Origin of the sequence: Micromonospora craterilacus, from assembly GCF_003236315.1 — a bacterium.
In the GTDB taxonomy this organism is placed as follows: domain Bacteria; phylum Actinomycetota; class Actinomycetes; order Mycobacteriales; family Micromonosporaceae; genus Micromonospora; species Micromonospora craterilacus.
This window is the reverse complement of the sequence record NZ_POTY01000165.1, coordinates 1-16,345: the sequence shown is the minus strand read 5'-3', so window position 1 is coordinate 16,345 and position 16,345 is coordinate 1. Positions and strand designations below refer to the sequence as shown.

General features: G+C 71.7%; 16 protein-coding genes. 9 read left to right on the top strand and 7 right to left on the bottom strand.

The features are described 5' to 3' along the window. From C1I95_RS36525 to C1I95_RS22925, 6 genes are all read left to right on the top strand, one after another. Window positions 1-196 (top strand): hypothetical protein (locus tag C1I95_RS36525; protein WP_233513822.1); only part of this gene is annotated, 196 nt, incomplete at its 5' end. A gap of 149 nt (window positions 197-345) precedes the next feature. Continuing rightward, on the top strand, window positions 346-1,143 hold the full coding sequence (locus C1I95_RS22945; protein WP_233513821.1) for a hypothetical protein: 798 nt from the start codon (window positions 346-348) through the stop codon (window positions 1,141-1,143). Window positions 1,144-1,220: 77 nt separating this feature from the next. Next, window positions 1,221-1,934 (top strand): hypothetical protein, encoded by a 714-nt coding sequence (locus C1I95_RS22940; RefSeq protein ID WP_111216501.1) that lies wholly within the window; start codon window positions 1,221-1,223, stop codon window positions 1,932-1,934. A 23-nt stretch (window positions 1,935-1,957) separates the two neighbouring features. Further along, window positions 1,958-2,767: an SDR family NAD(P)-dependent oxidoreductase gene (locus C1I95_RS22935; RefSeq protein WP_111216499.1), complete on the top strand. Its 810-nt coding sequence runs from the start codon at window positions 1,958-1,960 to the stop codon at window positions 2,765-2,767. A gap of 169 nt (window positions 2,768-2,936) precedes the next feature. Further along, a complete protein-coding gene (gene pyrE, locus C1I95_RS22930; RefSeq protein WP_111216497.1) occupies window positions 2,937-3,467 on the top strand; it encodes an orotate phosphoribosyltransferase in 531 nt (176 codons plus the stop codon). Window positions 3,468-3,524: 57 nt separating this feature from the next. After that, on the top strand, window positions 3,525-3,902 hold the full coding sequence (locus tag C1I95_RS22925; protein ID WP_007454255.1) for an ArsR/SmtB family transcription factor: 378 nt from the start codon (window positions 3,525-3,527) through the stop codon (window positions 3,900-3,902). A 51-nt stretch (window positions 3,903-3,953) separates the two neighbouring features. Here C1I95_RS22925 and C1I95_RS22920 read toward each other — a convergent pair whose 3' ends face one another. From C1I95_RS22920 to C1I95_RS22900, 5 genes are all read right to left on the bottom strand, one after another. After that, window positions 3,954-4,889 carry a DUF368 domain-containing protein gene (locus tag C1I95_RS22920; protein WP_199523866.1) on the bottom strand — a complete coding sequence of 312 codons (936 nt, stop codon included), beginning with the start codon at window positions 4,887-4,889 and terminating at the stop codon, window positions 3,954-3,956. Window positions 4,890-4,985: 96 nt separating this feature from the next. Beyond that, window positions 4,986-7,511, bottom strand: coding sequence for a polynucleotide kinase-phosphatase (locus tag C1I95_RS22915; protein ID WP_111216503.1), 2,526 nt, complete (start codon window positions 7,509-7,511; stop codon window positions 4,986-4,988). A 73-nt stretch (window positions 7,512-7,584) separates the two neighbouring features. Continuing rightward, window positions 7,585-9,012, bottom strand: a complete 1,428-nt coding sequence (locus C1I95_RS22910; RefSeq protein ID WP_111216495.1) for a 3' terminal RNA ribose 2'-O-methyltransferase Hen1 — start codon at window positions 9,010-9,012, stop codon at window positions 7,585-7,587. 123 nt (window positions 9,013-9,135) lie between these two features. After that, a complete protein-coding gene (locus C1I95_RS22905; RefSeq protein ID WP_111216493.1) occupies window positions 9,136-10,701 on the bottom strand; it encodes an LPXTG cell wall anchor domain-containing protein in 1,566 nt (521 codons plus the stop codon). A gap of 176 nt (window positions 10,702-10,877) precedes the next feature. Then, entirely contained in the window at window positions 10,878-11,090 is a 213-nt protein-coding gene (locus C1I95_RS22900; RefSeq protein ID WP_111216491.1) for a hypothetical protein, read from the bottom strand. A gap of 192 nt (window positions 11,091-11,282) precedes the next feature. Between C1I95_RS22900 and C1I95_RS22895 the strand changes: the two genes are divergently transcribed. Further along, window positions 11,283-11,666 carry a phage holin family protein gene (locus C1I95_RS22895; RefSeq protein WP_111216489.1) on the top strand — a complete coding sequence of 128 codons (384 nt, stop codon included), beginning with the start codon at window positions 11,283-11,285 and terminating at the stop codon, window positions 11,664-11,666. A 188-nt stretch (window positions 11,667-11,854) separates the two neighbouring features. Continuing rightward, window positions 11,855-12,880: a class II fructose-bisphosphate aldolase gene (fbaA, locus tag C1I95_RS22890; protein ID WP_111216487.1), complete on the top strand. Its 1,026-nt coding sequence runs from the start codon at window positions 11,855-11,857 to the stop codon at window positions 12,878-12,880. A 109-nt stretch (window positions 12,881-12,989) separates the two neighbouring features. On the opposite strand, the gene C1I95_RS22885 is transcribed toward fbaA, so the two are convergent. Beyond that, window positions 12,990-14,237: an LOG family protein gene (locus C1I95_RS22885; protein ID WP_199523865.1), complete on the bottom strand. Its 1,248-nt coding sequence runs from the start codon at window positions 14,235-14,237 to the stop codon at window positions 12,990-12,992. A 251-nt stretch (window positions 14,238-14,488) separates the two neighbouring features. On the opposite strand from C1I95_RS22885, the gene C1I95_RS22880 reads away from it, so the two are divergent. Further along, complete coding sequence (locus C1I95_RS22880; RefSeq protein WP_111216482.1) at window positions 14,489-14,917, top strand: DUF3151 domain-containing protein; 429 nt, start codon at window positions 14,489-14,491, stop codon at window positions 14,915-14,917. A gap of 84 nt (window positions 14,918-15,001) precedes the next feature. Here C1I95_RS22880 and C1I95_RS22875 read toward each other — a convergent pair. Continuing rightward, window positions 15,002-16,345 (bottom strand): MinD/ParA family ATP-binding protein (locus tag C1I95_RS22875; RefSeq protein WP_499877989.1); only part of this gene is annotated, 1,344 nt, incomplete at its 5' end.

Below are 16,345 nucleotides of genomic sequence, written 5' to 3'. Positions count from 1 at the left end.
GCCCAACCCATCCGCCGCTGCCGAGCCACCCGCCGCCGAGCCGTCCCCCGCTGGCGAGGCATCCGCCGCCGAGGCATCCGCCGCTGGCGAGGCACCCGCCTCCGGTGGCCCTTCGTCCGGTGGCAGCACCACCGAGCCGGACGGTGGTGACCAAGGCGGTGCCAGTGCTGCCGGATCAGGCGGACAGAGCCGGTAGCGGGCGGGCCGGCCGTCACCGGCACCGTCGGCCGTCTGGTCGACCTCGACCGGCACCATCAGCGGGTGACGCGCCGGCCGGGTGACGCTGTGTTGTGCCGAGATGGCCCGTTGCCGATACGGTGAAGCGCGTTCCAGGGAAGGAGAAAGATGGTCGATCCTCAGAACACCCCGGCCCGGTCGCGGCCGGGCGTGGTGACGATTTCCACTTACCTGCTGTTGTTGTTCGCGGTCTGCCAACTGATCAGTGTGGTCATCTCGCTGTCCACCATCGGCACCGTTCGTGAAGTGATGGAGGACGCCTACGCGGGTACCACGGCCGACGGGATGGAGGGGGTCGCCGACCTCGTGGTGGTCGTCGGCGTCGGCACCGCCATCTTCATGCTGGTGGCGGCGCTCGCGCTGTTCGGTCTGGGCCTGGTGAACCTGCGGGGCAAGAACGGTTCCCGGATCGCCACCTGGATCGTCGGCGGCATCCTGGTCTGCTGCACCGGCTTCGGCCTGCTCGGCAACCTGGCTGGTGGCCTCGGCACACCGAGCAGCACCAGCGGGGACATGCCCAGCGCGGACGAGGTCCAGCGCCGGCTGGAGGAGGCCCTGCCGTCCTGGGTCACCCCGGTCGGCCACCTGCTCAGCGTTATCAGCCTGATCTCGGTGCTGGCGGCGCTGATCCTGCTGGCGCTGCCGCAGGCAAACGCGTTCTTCCGCAAGCCGGCTCCGGAATGGCAGCCGCCGATGCCCGGCGGCAGCTACCCGGGCCAGCCCGGCTACCCGCCGGCCCCGGGGTACCCGGGGGCCCCGCAGCAGCCGGCCGAGCCCGGCTACCCGGCCACCCCAGGTCAGCCGCCCGCCGGTGGCCAGCCTGGCGGGCTCACCGGGCAGAACCCACCGACCGGCGGCCCGGAGCAGCCCGGTGAGCAACCGCCGCCCGCCGACCGCCCCAGCTGACCGCCGGTGAGTTAAGCGCGACTGTGACGGTCCCTCCGAGTAGGTTGCATCCCGAACGCCTACCGGAGGGACTCGTCGTGTCGTACCCCGAACAGGCGCCGGCCCGCCGACCGGCCGTGGTCACGCTGGCGGTGGTGGTGCTGGCGGTGATGGCGCTGGGCGCGCTCGGGTACGCCGTGGCCGGCCTGACCACGGTCGGCGGCACCGTGAGCCGGTTCCGCGCGGCGGCTGCCGGCACCTCGGCCGACGCCAGCCAGGTCGACGCGGTGGTCAACCTGCTGCGCGGCTCGGTGCTGCTGTCGGCGGTGCTGAGCGTGCTCGTCGGGCTGCTCCTCGCCGGTCTGGCGTTCGGCCTGGCCGCTCGTCGGCCCGGTGCCCGGGTGGCGACCTGGGTGGTCGCCGCGCTGGGCATGTTCCTCGGCTGCTGCGGGATCGTGGCCGTGGGCGTCCAGCGCGCCACGCCGCTGGACTTCGGCGAGGACCGGGCCGTCGCCGAACTGGTCACTCTGGTCGCGGATGCCTACCCGTCCTGGTGGATCCCGCTCACCGTGGCCCTTTCGGTCGGCCAGGTGCTCGGTTACCTTGTGGTAGCCGTGCTGCTGGCGATGCCTCCGGCCAACGCCTGGTTCCGTCGCCGCCCGGCATCTCCGCCCCCGCACCAGCCACCCGCGCCGCCGCCCTACCAGCCGCCGGCACCGCCGTCCGGATACCCGCCGGCCGGGTATCCGCCGCCGTACCAGCCCTATCCGCCGCCCGGGGCGCCGCCGTCGCCCCCGCACCCACCGAGGTGAGGACGCCCGTGAGGCCCGACCCCGTGACGCCCGACCAGCCGACCAGCGAGCGACGGGCGTTGATCACCGGGTCGACCGCGGGTATCGGGGCGGCGTTCGCCGGGCGGCTCGCGTCCGACGGATGGCACCTGGTGCTCGTCGCCCGGGACGCGGACCGGCTCGCCGCGCAGGCGGCCGAGTTGACCGGCCGGCACGGCGTCCAGGTCGAAACCATCTCCGCCGATCTGTCCACCGACGACGGTTGCGCGAAGGTCGAGCGACGGCTGGCCGACGAGCCGCCCGTCGAGCTGTTGGTGAACAACGCCGGGATCAGTCTGAACACCCCGTTCCTCAAGTCGTCGCCGGAGGACGAGGCCCGACTGCTCCGGCTCAACGTGCACGCGGTGATGCGGCTGACCCTCGCTGGGCTGCGCACGATGACCGAGCGGCGCAGCGGGGCAGTGATTAATGTCTCTTCCGTCGCAGGGTTCGGCCCGGTCATGCCCGGCTCGACGTACTCGGCCAGCAAGGCGTGGGTCATCAACTTCAGCGAGTCCGTCGGCCAGTCCGCGCGTCCGTTCGGCGTACGGGTGATGGCGTTGTGCCCCGGCTACACCCGGACGGAATTCCACCAGCGAGCCGGCATCGACATGTCGAAGACTCCCGAGTGGATGTGGCTTAGCGCCCCGGCCGTGGTCGACGAAGCCCTACGTGACCTGGGCAAAGGCAAGTTGGTCAGTGTCCCGTCGTGGAAGTACAAGCTGGCCGTGGCGGGTCTGCGGCACGCGCCGCGCCGGCTGCTCGAGAAGGTCGGCCGGGACACCCGGGGTCGCATCGGCCGCGATCGGGGCTGACCCACCCACCCGCGGTGCCCGGACGGGTCCAGCCTGTTCGATGTCACCCGATCGGCAGCGGTGATCGACTTAGCGTAGTCGTACATTGCCACTCATCGGTCCCCCGGAAGGGTTGGCGCAGGTAGCCCGCGCACGCGGCACACAGACTTGCGCAGTACCCTCTATCGCCATGGGGGACCACGACGACCTGCGTAAATTCATCTCCGACCTGGCTGTGGTCCATGGGCGGGTGGTGCTCTCTTCGGGGCAGGAGGCTGACTGGTACGTCGATCTGCGGCGCGTCACGCTCCATCACCGGGCGGCACCGTTGGTCGGTCGGGTGATGCGGGAGTTGACCACCGACTGGTCGTACGACGCGGTGGGCGGTCTGACGTTGGGCGCAGATCCGATCGCACTGTCGATGTTGCACGCCGCCGGACGTCCGTTGGACGCGTTCGTGGTACGGAAAACAGGCAAGGCGCACGGTCTGCAACGGCGGATCGAAGGTCCCGACGTGGCCGGTCGTCGGGTGCTGGCGGTGGAGGACACCTCCACCACCGGCGGAAGTGTGATGACCGCCGTCGAGGCTCTTCGCGAGGCCGGGGCCGAGGTCGTGGGGGTGGCGGTTATCGTTGATCGTGGCGCTGGCGACGCGGTGCGAGCCGCCGGACTGCCTTATCGGGCGGCCTATACGTTGGCTGACCTCGGCCTTGTGGCGTAAAAGTCTGCCGATTCGGATCTGCTGATATGCAGGCGGATCGATGCTGCTGGTGGAAGGATGGAATACGTGGGAACTGCGTTGGCCGAAATGACTATGCCTCAGATCTCGCCGCTTGCCGGCGAGCCGATCGAACGCGCCGACGCCGAGCGGCTGGCGGGGGTCCTCAAGGCCCTTGCCGACCCCGCTCGGCTGCGGCTGCTCAGCCTGATCCAGTCGGCGCCCGAGGGCGAAGCGTGCGTGTGTGACCTGACCGCGCCGCTCGGCCTCTCCCAGCCGACGGTCAGCCACCACCTGCGGATCCTTACCGAGGCCGGCTTGCTGGAGCGGGAGAAGCGTGGTGTGTGGGCCTACTACCGACTGGTCCCGAGTGCGATCGCTACGATCGCCGACCTGCTGACCCCGCCGCGCAAGCGGGCCACCAAGAAGGCTCGCTGAACCGGAACCGCTTGGTGGCCGCCCAGCCGGGCAGCCACCAAGCGGTGGGCGTCAGCGGACCTGCGAGATCTCGTACGTCTCCTCGGTGAGGTCCCGGGCGGCCCGGTTCAGCCGGCGACGCTCGGCGATAACCATTGCCGTGACGACGGCCATACCGAGCAGGAACAGCACGGCGATGGTCAGGATGTTGTCGCCGGGCGCCTGCAGGTCCCGGTCGTCGGACTGCCATGGCCAGAGCGACCGCAGGCTGCCCAGGAGGGCACCGGACATCACCGCGAGGGTCATCCGGCGGTGTTGCTCCAGCAGCCACTGGAGCAATTTGACGAAGAGCGACAGGCCGATCACCATGCCCGTCGCGAAGATGGCCAGATAGCCGAAGTCGCGCTCGTTGAGCGCGGTGATCGTCGGCTCGTAGAGGCCGACGGTCAACAGCAGGAACGACCCGGACACCCCGGGCATCACCAGGGCGCAGACCGCGACCGCCGCCGCCACCAGCACGACCAACGGGTGCGGCGTGAGGGTGGCCTGCGGCAGGCCGGTCAGCGCGAACGCCGCCACCGCGGCGACCACCAGGGCGAGGATCTCGACCCGGCGCCACGGCTTGCCGACCATCGAGACCGGCACCAGCACCGAGGCGAGCACCAGCCCGAGGAAGAGCCCGCGGGTCTGCTCCGGATAGCCGGTCAGCAGCGGCTCCAACGTCTTCGCGGCGATCAGCAGGCCGGGCAGCATGCCGATCAGCAACGGAATCACCACGTCCCAGTGCGCCTGCCGCAACTGGTGCCCGGCCCGCGTCCAGCCGCGTCCGCGCGGGACGTCGGAAGCCGCGTACCGCGCGGCGTTCACCAGGTGACCGGCGGACGCGATGACCCGCTCGTACACGCCGGTGACCAGCGCGATTGTCCCGCCGCTGATCCCCGGGACGGCCTCGGCCACGCCGATCGCCGCGCCGCGCAGAACGTGCCCTATCCGTTCGCCCAATGCCATGAAGATTCCGCTCCGTAAGTCGCTCGACCAGTCCGGGTGGCCTTCGCCACGGCGGCCCAGGTTACCGGGGCGTCCGCGATCGTCCACCTTGCACGGTCACAGCCGCGGGTCGACCGGCTCGGACTCGCAGGCCAGGATCGCGAAGACCAGTTCGTGCCGGCGCCACAGTGGCGCGCCGCCGACCAGGGCGTCCAGCGCGGCCAGCCCGAGCGCGTGCTCACGCAGTGCCAGCCCCCGCTTGCGCCCCAGCGACCGGCGGCGCAGCGCGGCCAACTGGTCGGGCTCGGTGTACCCGGGGCCGTAGATGATCCGCAGGTACTCCCGCCCCCGGCACTTGATCCCCGGCTGGAGCAGCGAGCCCCGCTCGCTGCGGGCCGCGAGTCCGGCGTACGGCTTGACGACCATGCCCTCGCCGCCGGTGGCGGTGAGCGCCAGCCACCAGTCCGTGGCAGCGCGTACCGCCTCGGCGTCGGACAGGTCGACCACCTGTCGCCGGGTGGGCGTGAAGAACTCCGGGTCCGCCGCGCAGAGCCGATCGGCCAGGGTCAGGTGCCAGCCGTGGTCGCGGTCGGCGTAGCTGGCTTTTCCGCCGGCCAGCACGGCGAACGGGGCCAGGGTCACTCCGCGCAGACCGTCGGTCGGTCGCACGTACGCCCGGTAGGCCGCGGTGTAGGCGACCACGTCGTCCCGGCGGCGGGCAAACAGGTCCCGCAGGTCGCCGACGTCCAGCCCACGGCCGGTCGCGGCGTCCAGCGTCGCCAGCGCCGCCGGCAGGGCGGCCCGGCCGGCCGCGCCGACCCCGGCGTACTGCTCGCGGATCAGCCCGCCGGCCTTGGCCGACCAGGGCAGCAGCTCGCAGTCGAGCAGCAGCCAGTCGGTGTCCAGCTCGTCCCAGAGCCCGGCGGCGGTCACCGCGGCGCGGACCCGGTCGAGCAGGTCGGCGTCCAGCGGTCCGCCGAAGAACGGCCTTCCGGTGCGGGTGTGCACCACCCCGCCGCCCGGCCCGAACGGACCGTCGTCCGGCTCCCGGCAGACCAGCACCACCGCGCGGGAGCCCATGTGCTTCTCCTCGCAGACCACCCGGTCCACCCCGGCCGCCCGGTAGTCGGCGAAGGCGTCCGACGGGTGCTCCAGATAGCCGTCGAGTCTGGACGTCGAGCAGGGCGCCATGGTCGGCGGCAACCAAACCAGCCAGCGCGGGTCGACCGCGAAGCGGCTCATCACCTCCAGCGCGGCGGCGGCGTTCTCCGCCGGCACGGTCAGCGAGCCGTACGCGTGCTCCACGTGCCGCCGGCCGGCCACGTCGGTCAGCTCCAACACCTCGTCGGGTCGGGCCGGCGCGGCGGTCAGCGGGCGGACCGGGGCGTACCACTCGCGCTCCGCTGGCACCGAGACCAGTTCCCGCTCGGGGTAGCGCAGTGCGGTCAGCCGGCCGCCGAAGACGCAGCCGGTGTCGAGGCAGATGGTGTTGTTGACCCACTCCGGCTCCGGTGTGGGGGTGTGGCCGTAGACGACCATGGCGGAGCCCCGGTACTCCCGGGCCCACGGGTAGCGCACCGGCAGGCCGTACTCGTCGGTCTCGCCGGTGGTCTCGCCGTACAGCGCGAAGGCCCGTACCCGGCCGGAGGCCCGGCCCTGGTACTCCTCCTTCAGTCCGGCGTGCGCGACCACCAGCCGGCCGCCGTCGAGCACGTAGTGGCTGACCAGCCCGTCGACGAAGGTGGCCACGTCGGCGGCGAACTCCGCCGGCTCGGCGTCCAGCTGCGCCAGCGTCTCGGCCAGCCCGTGGGCCACCTTCACGTTGCGCCCGCGCAGCTTGCGCAGCAGCTTCTGCTCGTGGTTGCCGGGCACGCAGAGCGCGTGCCCGGCCGCGACCATGCCCATCACCAGGCGGAGCACAGCGGGAGAGTCCGGGCCGCGGTCCACCAGGTCGCCGACGAACACGGCGGTACGCCCCGACGGGTGCGTCGCGTCCACCGGCCGGCCCGCGTCGTCGCGGTGCAGCTGCCAGCCCAGCCGGACGAGCAGCGCCTCCAGTTCGGCGCGGCAGCCGTGCACGTCGCCGACGATGTCGAACGGCCCGGTCAGCTCCCGCCGGTCGTTGAACAGCCGCTCGTACCGGATCTCGGCGGCCTCGATCTCGTCGACCCCGCGCAGCACATGCACCTTGCGGAAGCCCTCCCGGGCCAGCTGGGCGTAGCTGCGGCGCAGGTCGCGGGACATCCGGGCCAGCACCTGCCGACCGAAAGTGCGGTCGGCCCGCGCATCGGTGCGCTCCCAGGCCAGCGCCTCCGGCACGTCCAGCACGACTGCCACCGGCAGCACGTCGTGCTCCCGGGCCACCCGGACCAGAGCGGCCCGGGCGTGCGGCTGGAGGTTGGTCGCGTCGACCACGGTGAGCCGGCCGGCGCGCAGCCGCTTGCCGGCCACGTAGTGCAGCGCGTCGAAGGCGTCGGCGGAGGCGGACTGGTCGTTCTCGTCGTCGGCGACCATCGCCCGGAAGGCGTCCGAGGAGAGCACCTGGCTGGGCGCGAAGTGCCGGCGGGCGAAGGTGGACTTGCCGGAGCCGGAGACCCCGACCAGCGCCACCAGCGCCAGCTCAGGTATATCCAGAACGCTCATCTGCACTCCTGCTTGGAGGAAAGGAAGGGCCCCCTTTTAACGCCTCCGGTAGAGGAAGGGCCCCTTCTTAACATCAGGTCCGGGTGAACACGGCCAACTGGGTGGGGACGCCGACCTCCGGGTCGTCATCGCCGACGCCGTGCAGCGCGGCCGAGTAGCCGTACGTGGCGCAGATCCGCTCCACCCAGTTGGCGAACTCGGCGCGGGTCCACTCGAACCGGTGGTCGGCGTGCCGGAACGCGCCCGCCGGCAGGCCCTCGTAGCGGACGTTGTGCTCGACGTTGGGTGTGGTCACCACGACCGTGGTCGGCCGGGCGTGGCCGAAGACGGCGTCCTCCAGCGCCGGCAGCCGAGGCGGGTCGAGGTGCTCGACGACCTCCATCAGCACCGCCGCGTCGTACCCGCGCAACCGGTCGTCCCGGTAGGTCAGCGCGGACTGCCAGAGCAGAACGCGGTTGCGCTGGCGCTCGGGCAGCCGGTCCAGCCGCAACCGCCGGGCGGCCACGGCGAGTGCCTGGGTGGAGACGTCGGTGCCGACGATCTCGGTGAACCGGCGGTCCCCGATCAACGTGGCCAGCAGTGCGCCCCCGCCGCAGCCCAGGTCCAGTACGCGGCGGGCGCCGGCGTCGACCAGCGCGGCGTGCACCGCCTCCCGCCGGCGCGCGGCCAGCGACGCCCGGGGTGCCGTCTCGCGGGCCGGCGCGTCGTCCACGTCGTCGTCCGCGATCGGCTCGTCGGTGGGGCGTTGGGCGGCCAGCCGCTCCAGTGCCTGACCGGCCAGCACCCGGCGATGGGCCAGGTAGCGGCGGACGATCAGGCCACGCTCCGGGTGGTCGGCCAGCCAGCCCGCGCCCGCCCGCAGCAGCTTGTCCACCTCGTCCGGGGCCACCCAGTAGTGCTTCGCGTCGTCCAGCACCGGCAGCAGGACGTACAGGTGGTTGAGCGCGTCGGCGACCCGGACCGTGCCGGTGAGGGTCAGGTCGACGTAGCGGCTGTCGCCCCACTGTGGTTGCAGTTCGTCGAGGGGTACCGGGGTGGCGGTCACGGTCCAGCCCAGCGGGGTGAACAGCCGGGTGGCCACCTCGGCGCCGCCCCGGCAGCGCAGCACCGGCACCCGGACCTCCAGCGGAATGGCGGTGGCGGCCAACTCGGCCCGCTCCCGGGATTCACCGCGCAGCGCGGAGCGGTACACCTTCGACAGCGTCGAGGCGAGCAGGCTGGACGCGGCGTACGGCCGGTCGTTGACGTACCGCCCGAGGGTGAAGCTCTCCGGGGTCGTGGCCGGCTGCCGGCCACGACCCCTACCACGCGCGGCGGCCAGCTTCAGCGGGTCGACGTCGAGCAGCAGGGCGGCCGTGCAGCGCTGCTCGCCGGCCTCGGGGTAGAAGACGTGTGCGGTACCGACGGGCATGTCGAAGGCCTGCACCCGGTCGGGGTGCTTGATCAGCAGATGGCCGAGGTCGGTCGCGGGGTGGTGCGTGGTGGTCAGGGTGAGCAGCACCAGCCCATGGTGTCAGCTCCGTCGATCTTGCGTCGTCCGGATTTCGGCGGGTGGATGCGGTTGTGCCCCGCCGAATTGTGGGTCGGCGGGGCACCGGTGGTGCTGTCGGTCGTGGTGTTGGCGCTAGACCGTGAAGTGGGTACGGCGGCGGCGGGCCAGCACGAAGCCGACCACACCGGCGGCGAGCAGTACGCTGCCGGCGCCCGCGATCAGCGCGGTGTTGGCGCCGGTGATCGGCAGTTCGCCACCGCCCTGGCCGCCGTCACCGCCCTGGCCGGTCGGGTTAACGACGATCTTGGCGATGTCGTTGGACGGCTTCAGGTCGGCGTAGAAGCCGCCGTCGCACTGGCACGGGACGTTGATCTTGACCTTGCCGGTCGCGTTGGGGATGACCTTGTCGATCCGGAGCCCGAAGTCGTACGTCTCCTCGTCTCCAGCCTTGATGAACCAACTGGGGTAGCAGCCGTACTTCCGACCACCCGGCTCGCCCGGATCGCCCCACTGGTCCTTGCTGTTGATCGGGTAGCAGAAGTCGGGGACCTTCATCGCGGTCGTGCCGGTGGGGATCTCGATCTCCACATGGGTGACCGAGGAGCCGCTGCGGCCGTTGTCCAGGGTGGCCGGGCCGTTGTTGCGGAAGCCGACCGTCACGACGACCTCGTCGCCCTTCGCGCCGGAGACCTGGTCGCCGATCGCCTCGAGGTCGGTGCTGTTCTTGCCGGTGACCGTCACCGCGAGGCTCGACCAGTTGTTGTCCGGCTCGGTGTCCGCCTGGAAGCCGCGCGCCGCGATCCTCGGTGCGAGCTCGGTCAGCTTCAGCTCGCCGTCGGTGCCGGGCTCACCCCGGGTGGCGCCCCATTCCTTGAGGTACGCCTCGAAGTCCTCGGCCTCGGCCGGCGTCATCCAGAGGATCTCGCCGTAGGCGAACCTGGGCGCGAACGCGTCCTTGCCCACTCGGTAGGCGAGGGTGGTGTCGTAGCTGGCACCCGGCGTCAGGTCCCCGTCGAAGTGGCAGGACCGCAACTGCGCATCCACGTACGTGCAGTTGCGGTACCGCTTGTCGGCCTGGATGCCGTAGTCGTTGAAGAAGAAGACGCTGGCACCCTTGGCGACCGTGTCACCGCTGTTGGTGACCCGCAGCGGTGCGGTGAACGCCTTGCCCGGGCCGGCGGACCGTTCGGTGGCCGGGCCGGCCGCCAAATCGACACCATCGCCAACCCGTACCTGTGCCTCATGGGCGACCGGCGTGAACCCGGCGGCGCTGAGGCTCACCTTGACGGTGCCCGCGTCGCCGTCCTTCGCCTCGTCGGTCGGCGCGATGACCACCGGGAAGAGGCCGCCGGAGCCCCGGTCGAAGAGTTGGCGCTCGAACGGGTCGGTGCAGACCAGCACGTTCGTCTCCGGGGTGGTGCACGATTCGCTGCGACTCTCCGGGGTGAACGTCGCCTTGCCGGCCAGGTCGGTGAAGTCGTAGCGGATCGTCAAGTCGCGTACGACCACCGGGGTCGAGGCGTACACGATCGGGCTGTCCATCTTCCCGGGCGAGCCGGCGGCAATGGTGGTGTCGCCGAAGTAGACACCCAGCGAGACGTCGGCTTCCGCGGCCGAGGCGGGGGTGGCGGAGGCGGCGATGAGCGCGCCCGTCACGCCCAGCCCGGCAAGCCAGCGCCGGGTTGAGTGGGTCAGCATGAAGGGGGATCCTCCCTGTAAGAGTGCAGGTTGGGAGCCCCGGATGTTAAGGATGATCTAAGGTTCTCGCTGTCCGTGCCGATCGCCAGCGGGCAAAGATCGGCCGAACGGGCGAGCATCAAGAACCGTTCGGGTCCGACCGGACTGGGCGGGAAGGCCAGGCCGGTGCCGGGGGATCAGCGGTAGTCGTCCTCGTCGGCGGCGACCACCCGGGCCTGCTCCATCGCGTCCCAGTCGTCGACCTCCAGGCCGCGGTGCGGCTCGTCCTCGGCCTCAGTGGGGTTGACCACGGCGGCCTGCTCGACCGCATCGGCTGGATCGGCCTCCAGGTCGCGTTCCTCCGGGCTCAGGTGGTCGCCGGGGGCGAAGTCCTCGTCGGGCTGACCCATTCGGTCCCTCCGGGTATGTCGGCGGACGGTACGCACCCACCGTACGGGCTGCGCTGGTGCCTCGCTGGGAACCGACCGGCCGCCGGGCCGAGGACGCCGGCCGGCTGTCGGGCGGGCGAGGGTACGCCCCGGCCGGTGTCGAGTCGGTCGAATCGCCCCACCGGGGGCTGTCCCCGGTGCCAGGATGGTCCCGTGGGCTTCCTCATCCGACTGGCGACCACCGCCGTCGCGCTGTGGATCACCACGCTGATCGTGCCCGGGGTCGGGGTGACCGGACGGACCGGCTACCACAGCGCGTTCACCCTGGTCATCGTGGCGTTGATCTTCGGCGTGGTCAACGCGGTGCTCAAGCCGGTCATCAAGGTGGTCGGCTGCGTCTTCTACCTGCTGACCCTGGGTCTGTTCGCGCTGGTGGTCAACGCGCTGCTGTTCCTATTGACCGACTGGATCGCCCGGGCGCTCGACCTGCCGTTCCACGTCAACGGTTTCTGGGCGGCCTTCTGGGGCGCCATCGTGATGGCGGTGGTCACCTGGCTGATCAGCGTCGTGGTGCCGGACTCCGCAGGCCGGCGGTGAACCGGCCCGGTTGTGCCCGGGTGGTCCCGCTACGGGATACTGCCCGCGGAGGACAGCGCGGTCCGGCGTGCCCATGGAGGACTGGCGGCCCACGGTCGGCAGGCCATGGAGATCAGGCGGCCTACGGCCGGCACGCAAGGAGATACAGCGGCCGTACGGCCGACAGCGGCAAGTAAGGAGCGTTCGACATGCCCATCGCTTCCCCCGAGGCCTACGCCGAGATGCTGGACCGCGCCAAGGCCGGCCGGTACGCGTACCCGGCGATCAACGTGACGTCCTCGCAGACGCTCAACGCGGCGCTCAAGGGCTTCGCCGACGCGGAGAGCGACGGCATCATCCAGGTCTCCACCGGTGGTGCGGAGTACCTCTCCGGTCCGTCCGTGAAGGACATGGTCACGGGCGCGGTGGCGTTCGCCGCGTACGCGCACGAGGTGGCCAAGAAGTACCCGGTCAACATCGCGTTGCACACCGACCACTGCCCGAAGGACAAGCTGGACAAGTTCGTCCGGCCGCTGATGGGGATCTCCCAGGAGCGGGTGAAGCGCGGCGAGGAGCCGCTGTTCCAGTCGCACATGTGGGACGGCTCGGCCGTGCCGGTGGCGGAGAACCTGGAGATCGCCGAGCAGCTGCTCACCGAAGCGGCCAAGGGCAAGATCGTCCTGGAGATCGAGGTCGGCGTCGTCGGTGGCGAGGAGGACGGCGTCGAGAACGCGATCAACGAGAAGCTCTACACCACCGTCGAGGACGGCCTGGCCATGGTCGAGGCGCTCGGCCTGGGCGAGAAGGGCCGCTACATGGCGGCGCTGACCTTCGGCAACGTGCACGGCGTCTACAAGCCGGGCAACGTCAAGCTGCGTCCCGAGGTGCTGAACCAGATCCAGGAGGCGGTCGGTGCCAAGTACGGCAAGGAGAAGCCGCTCAGCCTGGTCTTCCACGGTGGCTCCGGCTCGCTGCTGTCGGAGATCCGCGAGGCGCTCGACTACGGCGTGGTGAAGATGAACATCGACACCGACACGCAGTACACCTTCTCCCGTCCGGTGGCCGACCACATGTTCCGCAACTACGACGGTGTGCTCAAGGTCGACGGCGAGGTCGGCAACAAGAAGATGTACGACCCGCGGGTGTGGGGCAAGGCCGCCGAGGCCGGGATGGCCACCCGCGTCATGGAGGCCTGCGAGCACCTGCGCTCGACCGGCACCACGATGACCAAGTGACGCACTGACGCCGTACGACCCGGCGGCCGGTCCCGTTCCTCGGGGCCGGCCGCCGCTCTGTCCGCGCGCCGACGCGGATGTGTTAACAAGGGGCCCTTCCTTACCGGCCTTACCGGACCAGCAGGCGGACCGCCTCGTGGACGTCGTCGGTGAGGTGCACGGTGTCCGAGAGGTCGCCGAACGGTGAGGTGGCCAGCAGGGGGCGCAGCAGCGACTCCACCGGCAACTCCTCCGTCCAGTAGGCGCGGTCCAGGAACACGTACGCGCCACTGGCCCCGTCGGTGCCGTAGTAGGTCTTGGTGGCCGCCTGGAACACCTCCTGCACGGTGCCGGCCCGGCCGGGGGCGAAGACGATCCCGCCGCGGGCCAGCCGCAGGATGGTGTCCTCCCGGATGGCGTTCGAGAAGTACTTGGCGATCCGGCCGGCGAACAGGTTCGCCGGCTCGTGGCCGTAGAGCCAGGTCGGGATCGCCAGCCCGCCGCAGCCGGCCCAGTCCAGGTCGCCGGTGGCCAGCGCGGCCGAGTCCGCCCGGTAGGCCATCACCGGTTCGGTGCCGTTGTGCGGTGGCGTGACCGACCGGCCGAACAGTTCCCGGACCCGCAGCGCCGCCGCCGTGTAGCGGTCGTGGTCGGTGAAGTCCGGCGCGGTGGCGAGCAGGTCGATGGCGGCGGTGAGGTCCTCGGCCGGCCGGGTCGACAGGTACGCGCCGAGGTTGGCGGCCTCCATCACCCCCGGCCCGCCGCCGGTGACCACCAGCCGGTGGGCCCGCGCCAGTTCCCAGCCCAGCACCGCGGCCATCCGGTACGGCGCACTGCCGCGGCGTACCGCGTGCCCGCCCATCACCCCGACCACCGACTGCGGCCCGTGGGTGGTCAGCCAGGCCCGGGTGGCGTCGGCGAGCGCGTTGTCCACGCCGTGGTCGTGCAGCCGCTGGCCGAGCGCCTCCCGGACGTCGGGCAGTGCCCCGCCGTGGGCGCGGAAGTGCGCGTACACCCGGGTGTCGTACATCGCCTCGAACCCGCCCTCGGCGAAGCCGGCGGCCAGTTCCTCCGGGGTGTAGAGGTGCGGTGGCTGGGTCGGGTACGGCAGGCCGGAGAACGGCGGCACCACGTTCGCGCCGCGCCGGACCAGGTCGGCACCGACCTGACGGGAGGCGAACCGGCAGCCGACGAAGAGCGCCCCGGCCACCTCGATGCCGGTGAAGTCGGGAGTCGGGTCCAGATCCAGCCGGAGCCCCTGGACGGTCAGGCCGACCAGGCTTCCGGTGGCCAGCCGGCGGTCGAACTCGGCTCGGGTCTGGATCTCGTCTGTCCAGGTGTGCGGCTCGATGACGTCCGCGGGGGGTGGAGTCGGCACCGGATCATCCTGCCCGGCCGGCACAACCGCGCCGGATGCGGCCCCGCTGCGCCCGGGTAAGGGTGCGGGAGCCCGGCGGCCTGGCCGGGCTCCCGCACTTCCGGTTCCTGGGGAGGCTCCGGACCCACAGTTGTAGTGGAAATAGCCGTGCGACGGATGGGCCGCAGGCGTGACGGACCTCTCGGCCGTTCAGCCAGCCGGCTTACCGGACCCCCTCGCGGGCTCCCGGTCGAAGCGGGTTGAATGAGGCGATGCAGAACCTCATGCCTGAGCCGCCCGCCACGCTCCTGCCCGCCGACGCCGAGGCCGACGCCGCCCTGTCGGCCGCCGAGCAGGCCGGCAGCGACGAGGCGTTCGCCGAGGTGGCGGCCCGGTTCCCGACGTACAGCGCCGGCTGGGCCGCGCTGGCTGCCCGGGCGTTCGCCGAGGACCAGGTCGTCCCGGCGTACGCGTACGCCCGCACCGGCTACCACCGGGGTCTGGACCAGTTGCGCCGCAGCGGCTGGAAGGGGCACGGGCCGGTGCCCTGGTCGCACGAGCCGAACCGGGGCTTCCTGCGCTGTCTCTACGTGCTCTCCCGGGCCGCCGACGCGATCGGCGAGGCCGACGAGGCCGCCCGGTGCGCCCAGTTCCTCCGCGACTGCGACCCGGCCGCCGCCGACGCGCTGGCCAGCAACTGACCGCAACGTCCGCCGGCCCGAACTGTCCCGGGCCGGCGGTCGGGCTGGTCGGGCCCGCGGCGGGCTCCGCCGTCCCGGCGGCTGCTACAAGCCTTCGGCCACCGCTGCGGCGATCTTGAGCCAGGCGTCCCGGGTCGCCGCCGAGAGGTGGGCGTAGCGGAGCGGCTCGCCGGTGTCGATGAGCCGTTCGTACGGGGCCAGCAGCACGGCCCGGGTCCGTGCCGCGAAGTGTTCCTCGATCGCGGGCAGGTCGATCTCCTTGCGGGACGGCGGCATGGAGACCACGGTGACCGCCTGCCGGACCAGCCGTTGCCGTCCGCTCTGCTCCAGGTGGTCGAGCATCCGGGCGGCGGTCTCGGCCGAGTCGTTACGGGCCGACATGGTGACCACCAGTTGGTCGGTGGCGTCCATCGCGGCCTGCCAGTTCTGCGCGCGGACGTTGTTCCCGGTGTCCACGAAGATCAGCTTGTAGAACCGGCTGACCACCTCGCGGATCTCGCCGAAGGCGGCGGCGGTGAGCATCTCGCCGCCGGTGGCCGACTCGTCGGAGGCGAGCACGTCGAACATCCCCTCGCCCTGCGAGCGGACGTACTGCGACAGGTCGCCGACCCGCCCGTGCGCACCGTGGAACTGGCCCAGATCCCGCAGCAGGTCACGCACCGTACGGGAGTGGAAGTCCTGCTGGGCGCGCATGCCGAGGGTGCCCTGGGTCTCGTTGTTGTCCCAGGCCAGCACGTACCCGCCGCGCTTCTGACCGAAGGTCATCGCGAGCAGCAGGATGGCGACGGTCTTGCCGGCACCGCCCTTCGGATTGACCACGGTCACCTGCCGTAGCCCGCCGAAGTTGCGGCGCACCATCTCGATGTCCTGCTTGAGTTCCAGCTCGTGCCGCCCGGGTGGCAGCTTCACCAGACCCGTCCTGTTGACCACGGCGCGGACGCCCATCGTCGCGACCGGGTCGGCGGGGCGCACCTGGCGTCGCCGGGCGAAGTCCTCGGCGGTCGGCGCGGTGCCCACCTCCGGGCTCCAGGCCGGCTCCGCAAACGCCGGAGGCACCCGGGACGCGGTGTCCGTCGGCTGGTAGGGCCGCTGCGGCACCGGGGGCGCCACCGGCGGCGGCGCGCCCTGCTGCCAGGGCGCCGGGTTCCAGGCCGGCTGCGGCGGGAACGGACCGGGCGGGGGTGCCGCGTACGTCGGCTCGGTCTGCGGTGCCATCGCCCCGGGGTAGGGCTGCGCGGGCGGCCCCGAGTCGGCCGGCTGCGGTGCCGGTCCCGGTGTCTGCGGCACGGGTGGCACCGGCCACGGCTGATGAGCTGGTGGGGCGTGACTGTCGTACTGCGGTACGGGCGGGCTTCCGTGCTGCAGCGCGGGGGTGTCGTACTGGGATACGGGCGCGCCGGGCTGCGGCACGGGCGGCAGGTGGGTGGC

Bases quoted from the DNA above. Each gene is read 5' to 3' on its own strand.
- C1I95_RS22905 (WP_111216493.1), bottom strand. From the start codon at position 10,701: ATGCTGACCCACTCAACCCGGCGCTGGCTTGCCGGGCTGGGCGTGACG.
- C1I95_RS22900 (WP_111216491.1), bottom strand. From the start codon at position 11,090: ATGGGTCAGCCCGACGAGGACTTCGCCCCCGGCGACCACCTGAGCCCG.
- pyrE (WP_111216497.1), top strand. From the start codon at position 2,937: ATGGGGGACCACGACGACCTGCGTAAATTCATCTCCGACCTGGCTGTG.
- C1I95_RS22880 (WP_111216482.1), top strand. From the start codon at position 14,489: ATGCAGAACCTCATGCCTGAGCCGCCCGCCACGCTCCTGCCCGCCGAC.
- C1I95_RS22945 (WP_233513821.1), top strand. From the start codon at position 346: ATGGTCGATCCTCAGAACACCCCGGCCCGGTCGCGGCCGGGCGTGGTG.
- C1I95_RS22925 (WP_007454255.1), top strand. From the start codon at position 3,525: ATGGAATACGTGGGAACTGCGTTGGCCGAAATGACTATGCCTCAGATC.
- C1I95_RS22915 (WP_111216503.1), bottom strand. From the start codon at position 7,511: ATGAGCGTTCTGGATATACCTGAGCTGGCGCTGGTGGCGCTGGTCGGG.
- fbaA (WP_111216487.1), top strand. From the start codon at position 11,855: ATGCCCATCGCTTCCCCCGAGGCCTACGCCGAGATGCTGGACCGCGCC.
- C1I95_RS22920 (WP_199523866.1), bottom strand. From the start codon at position 4,889: ATGGCATTGGGCGAACGGATAGGGCACGTTCTGCGCGGCGCGGCGATC.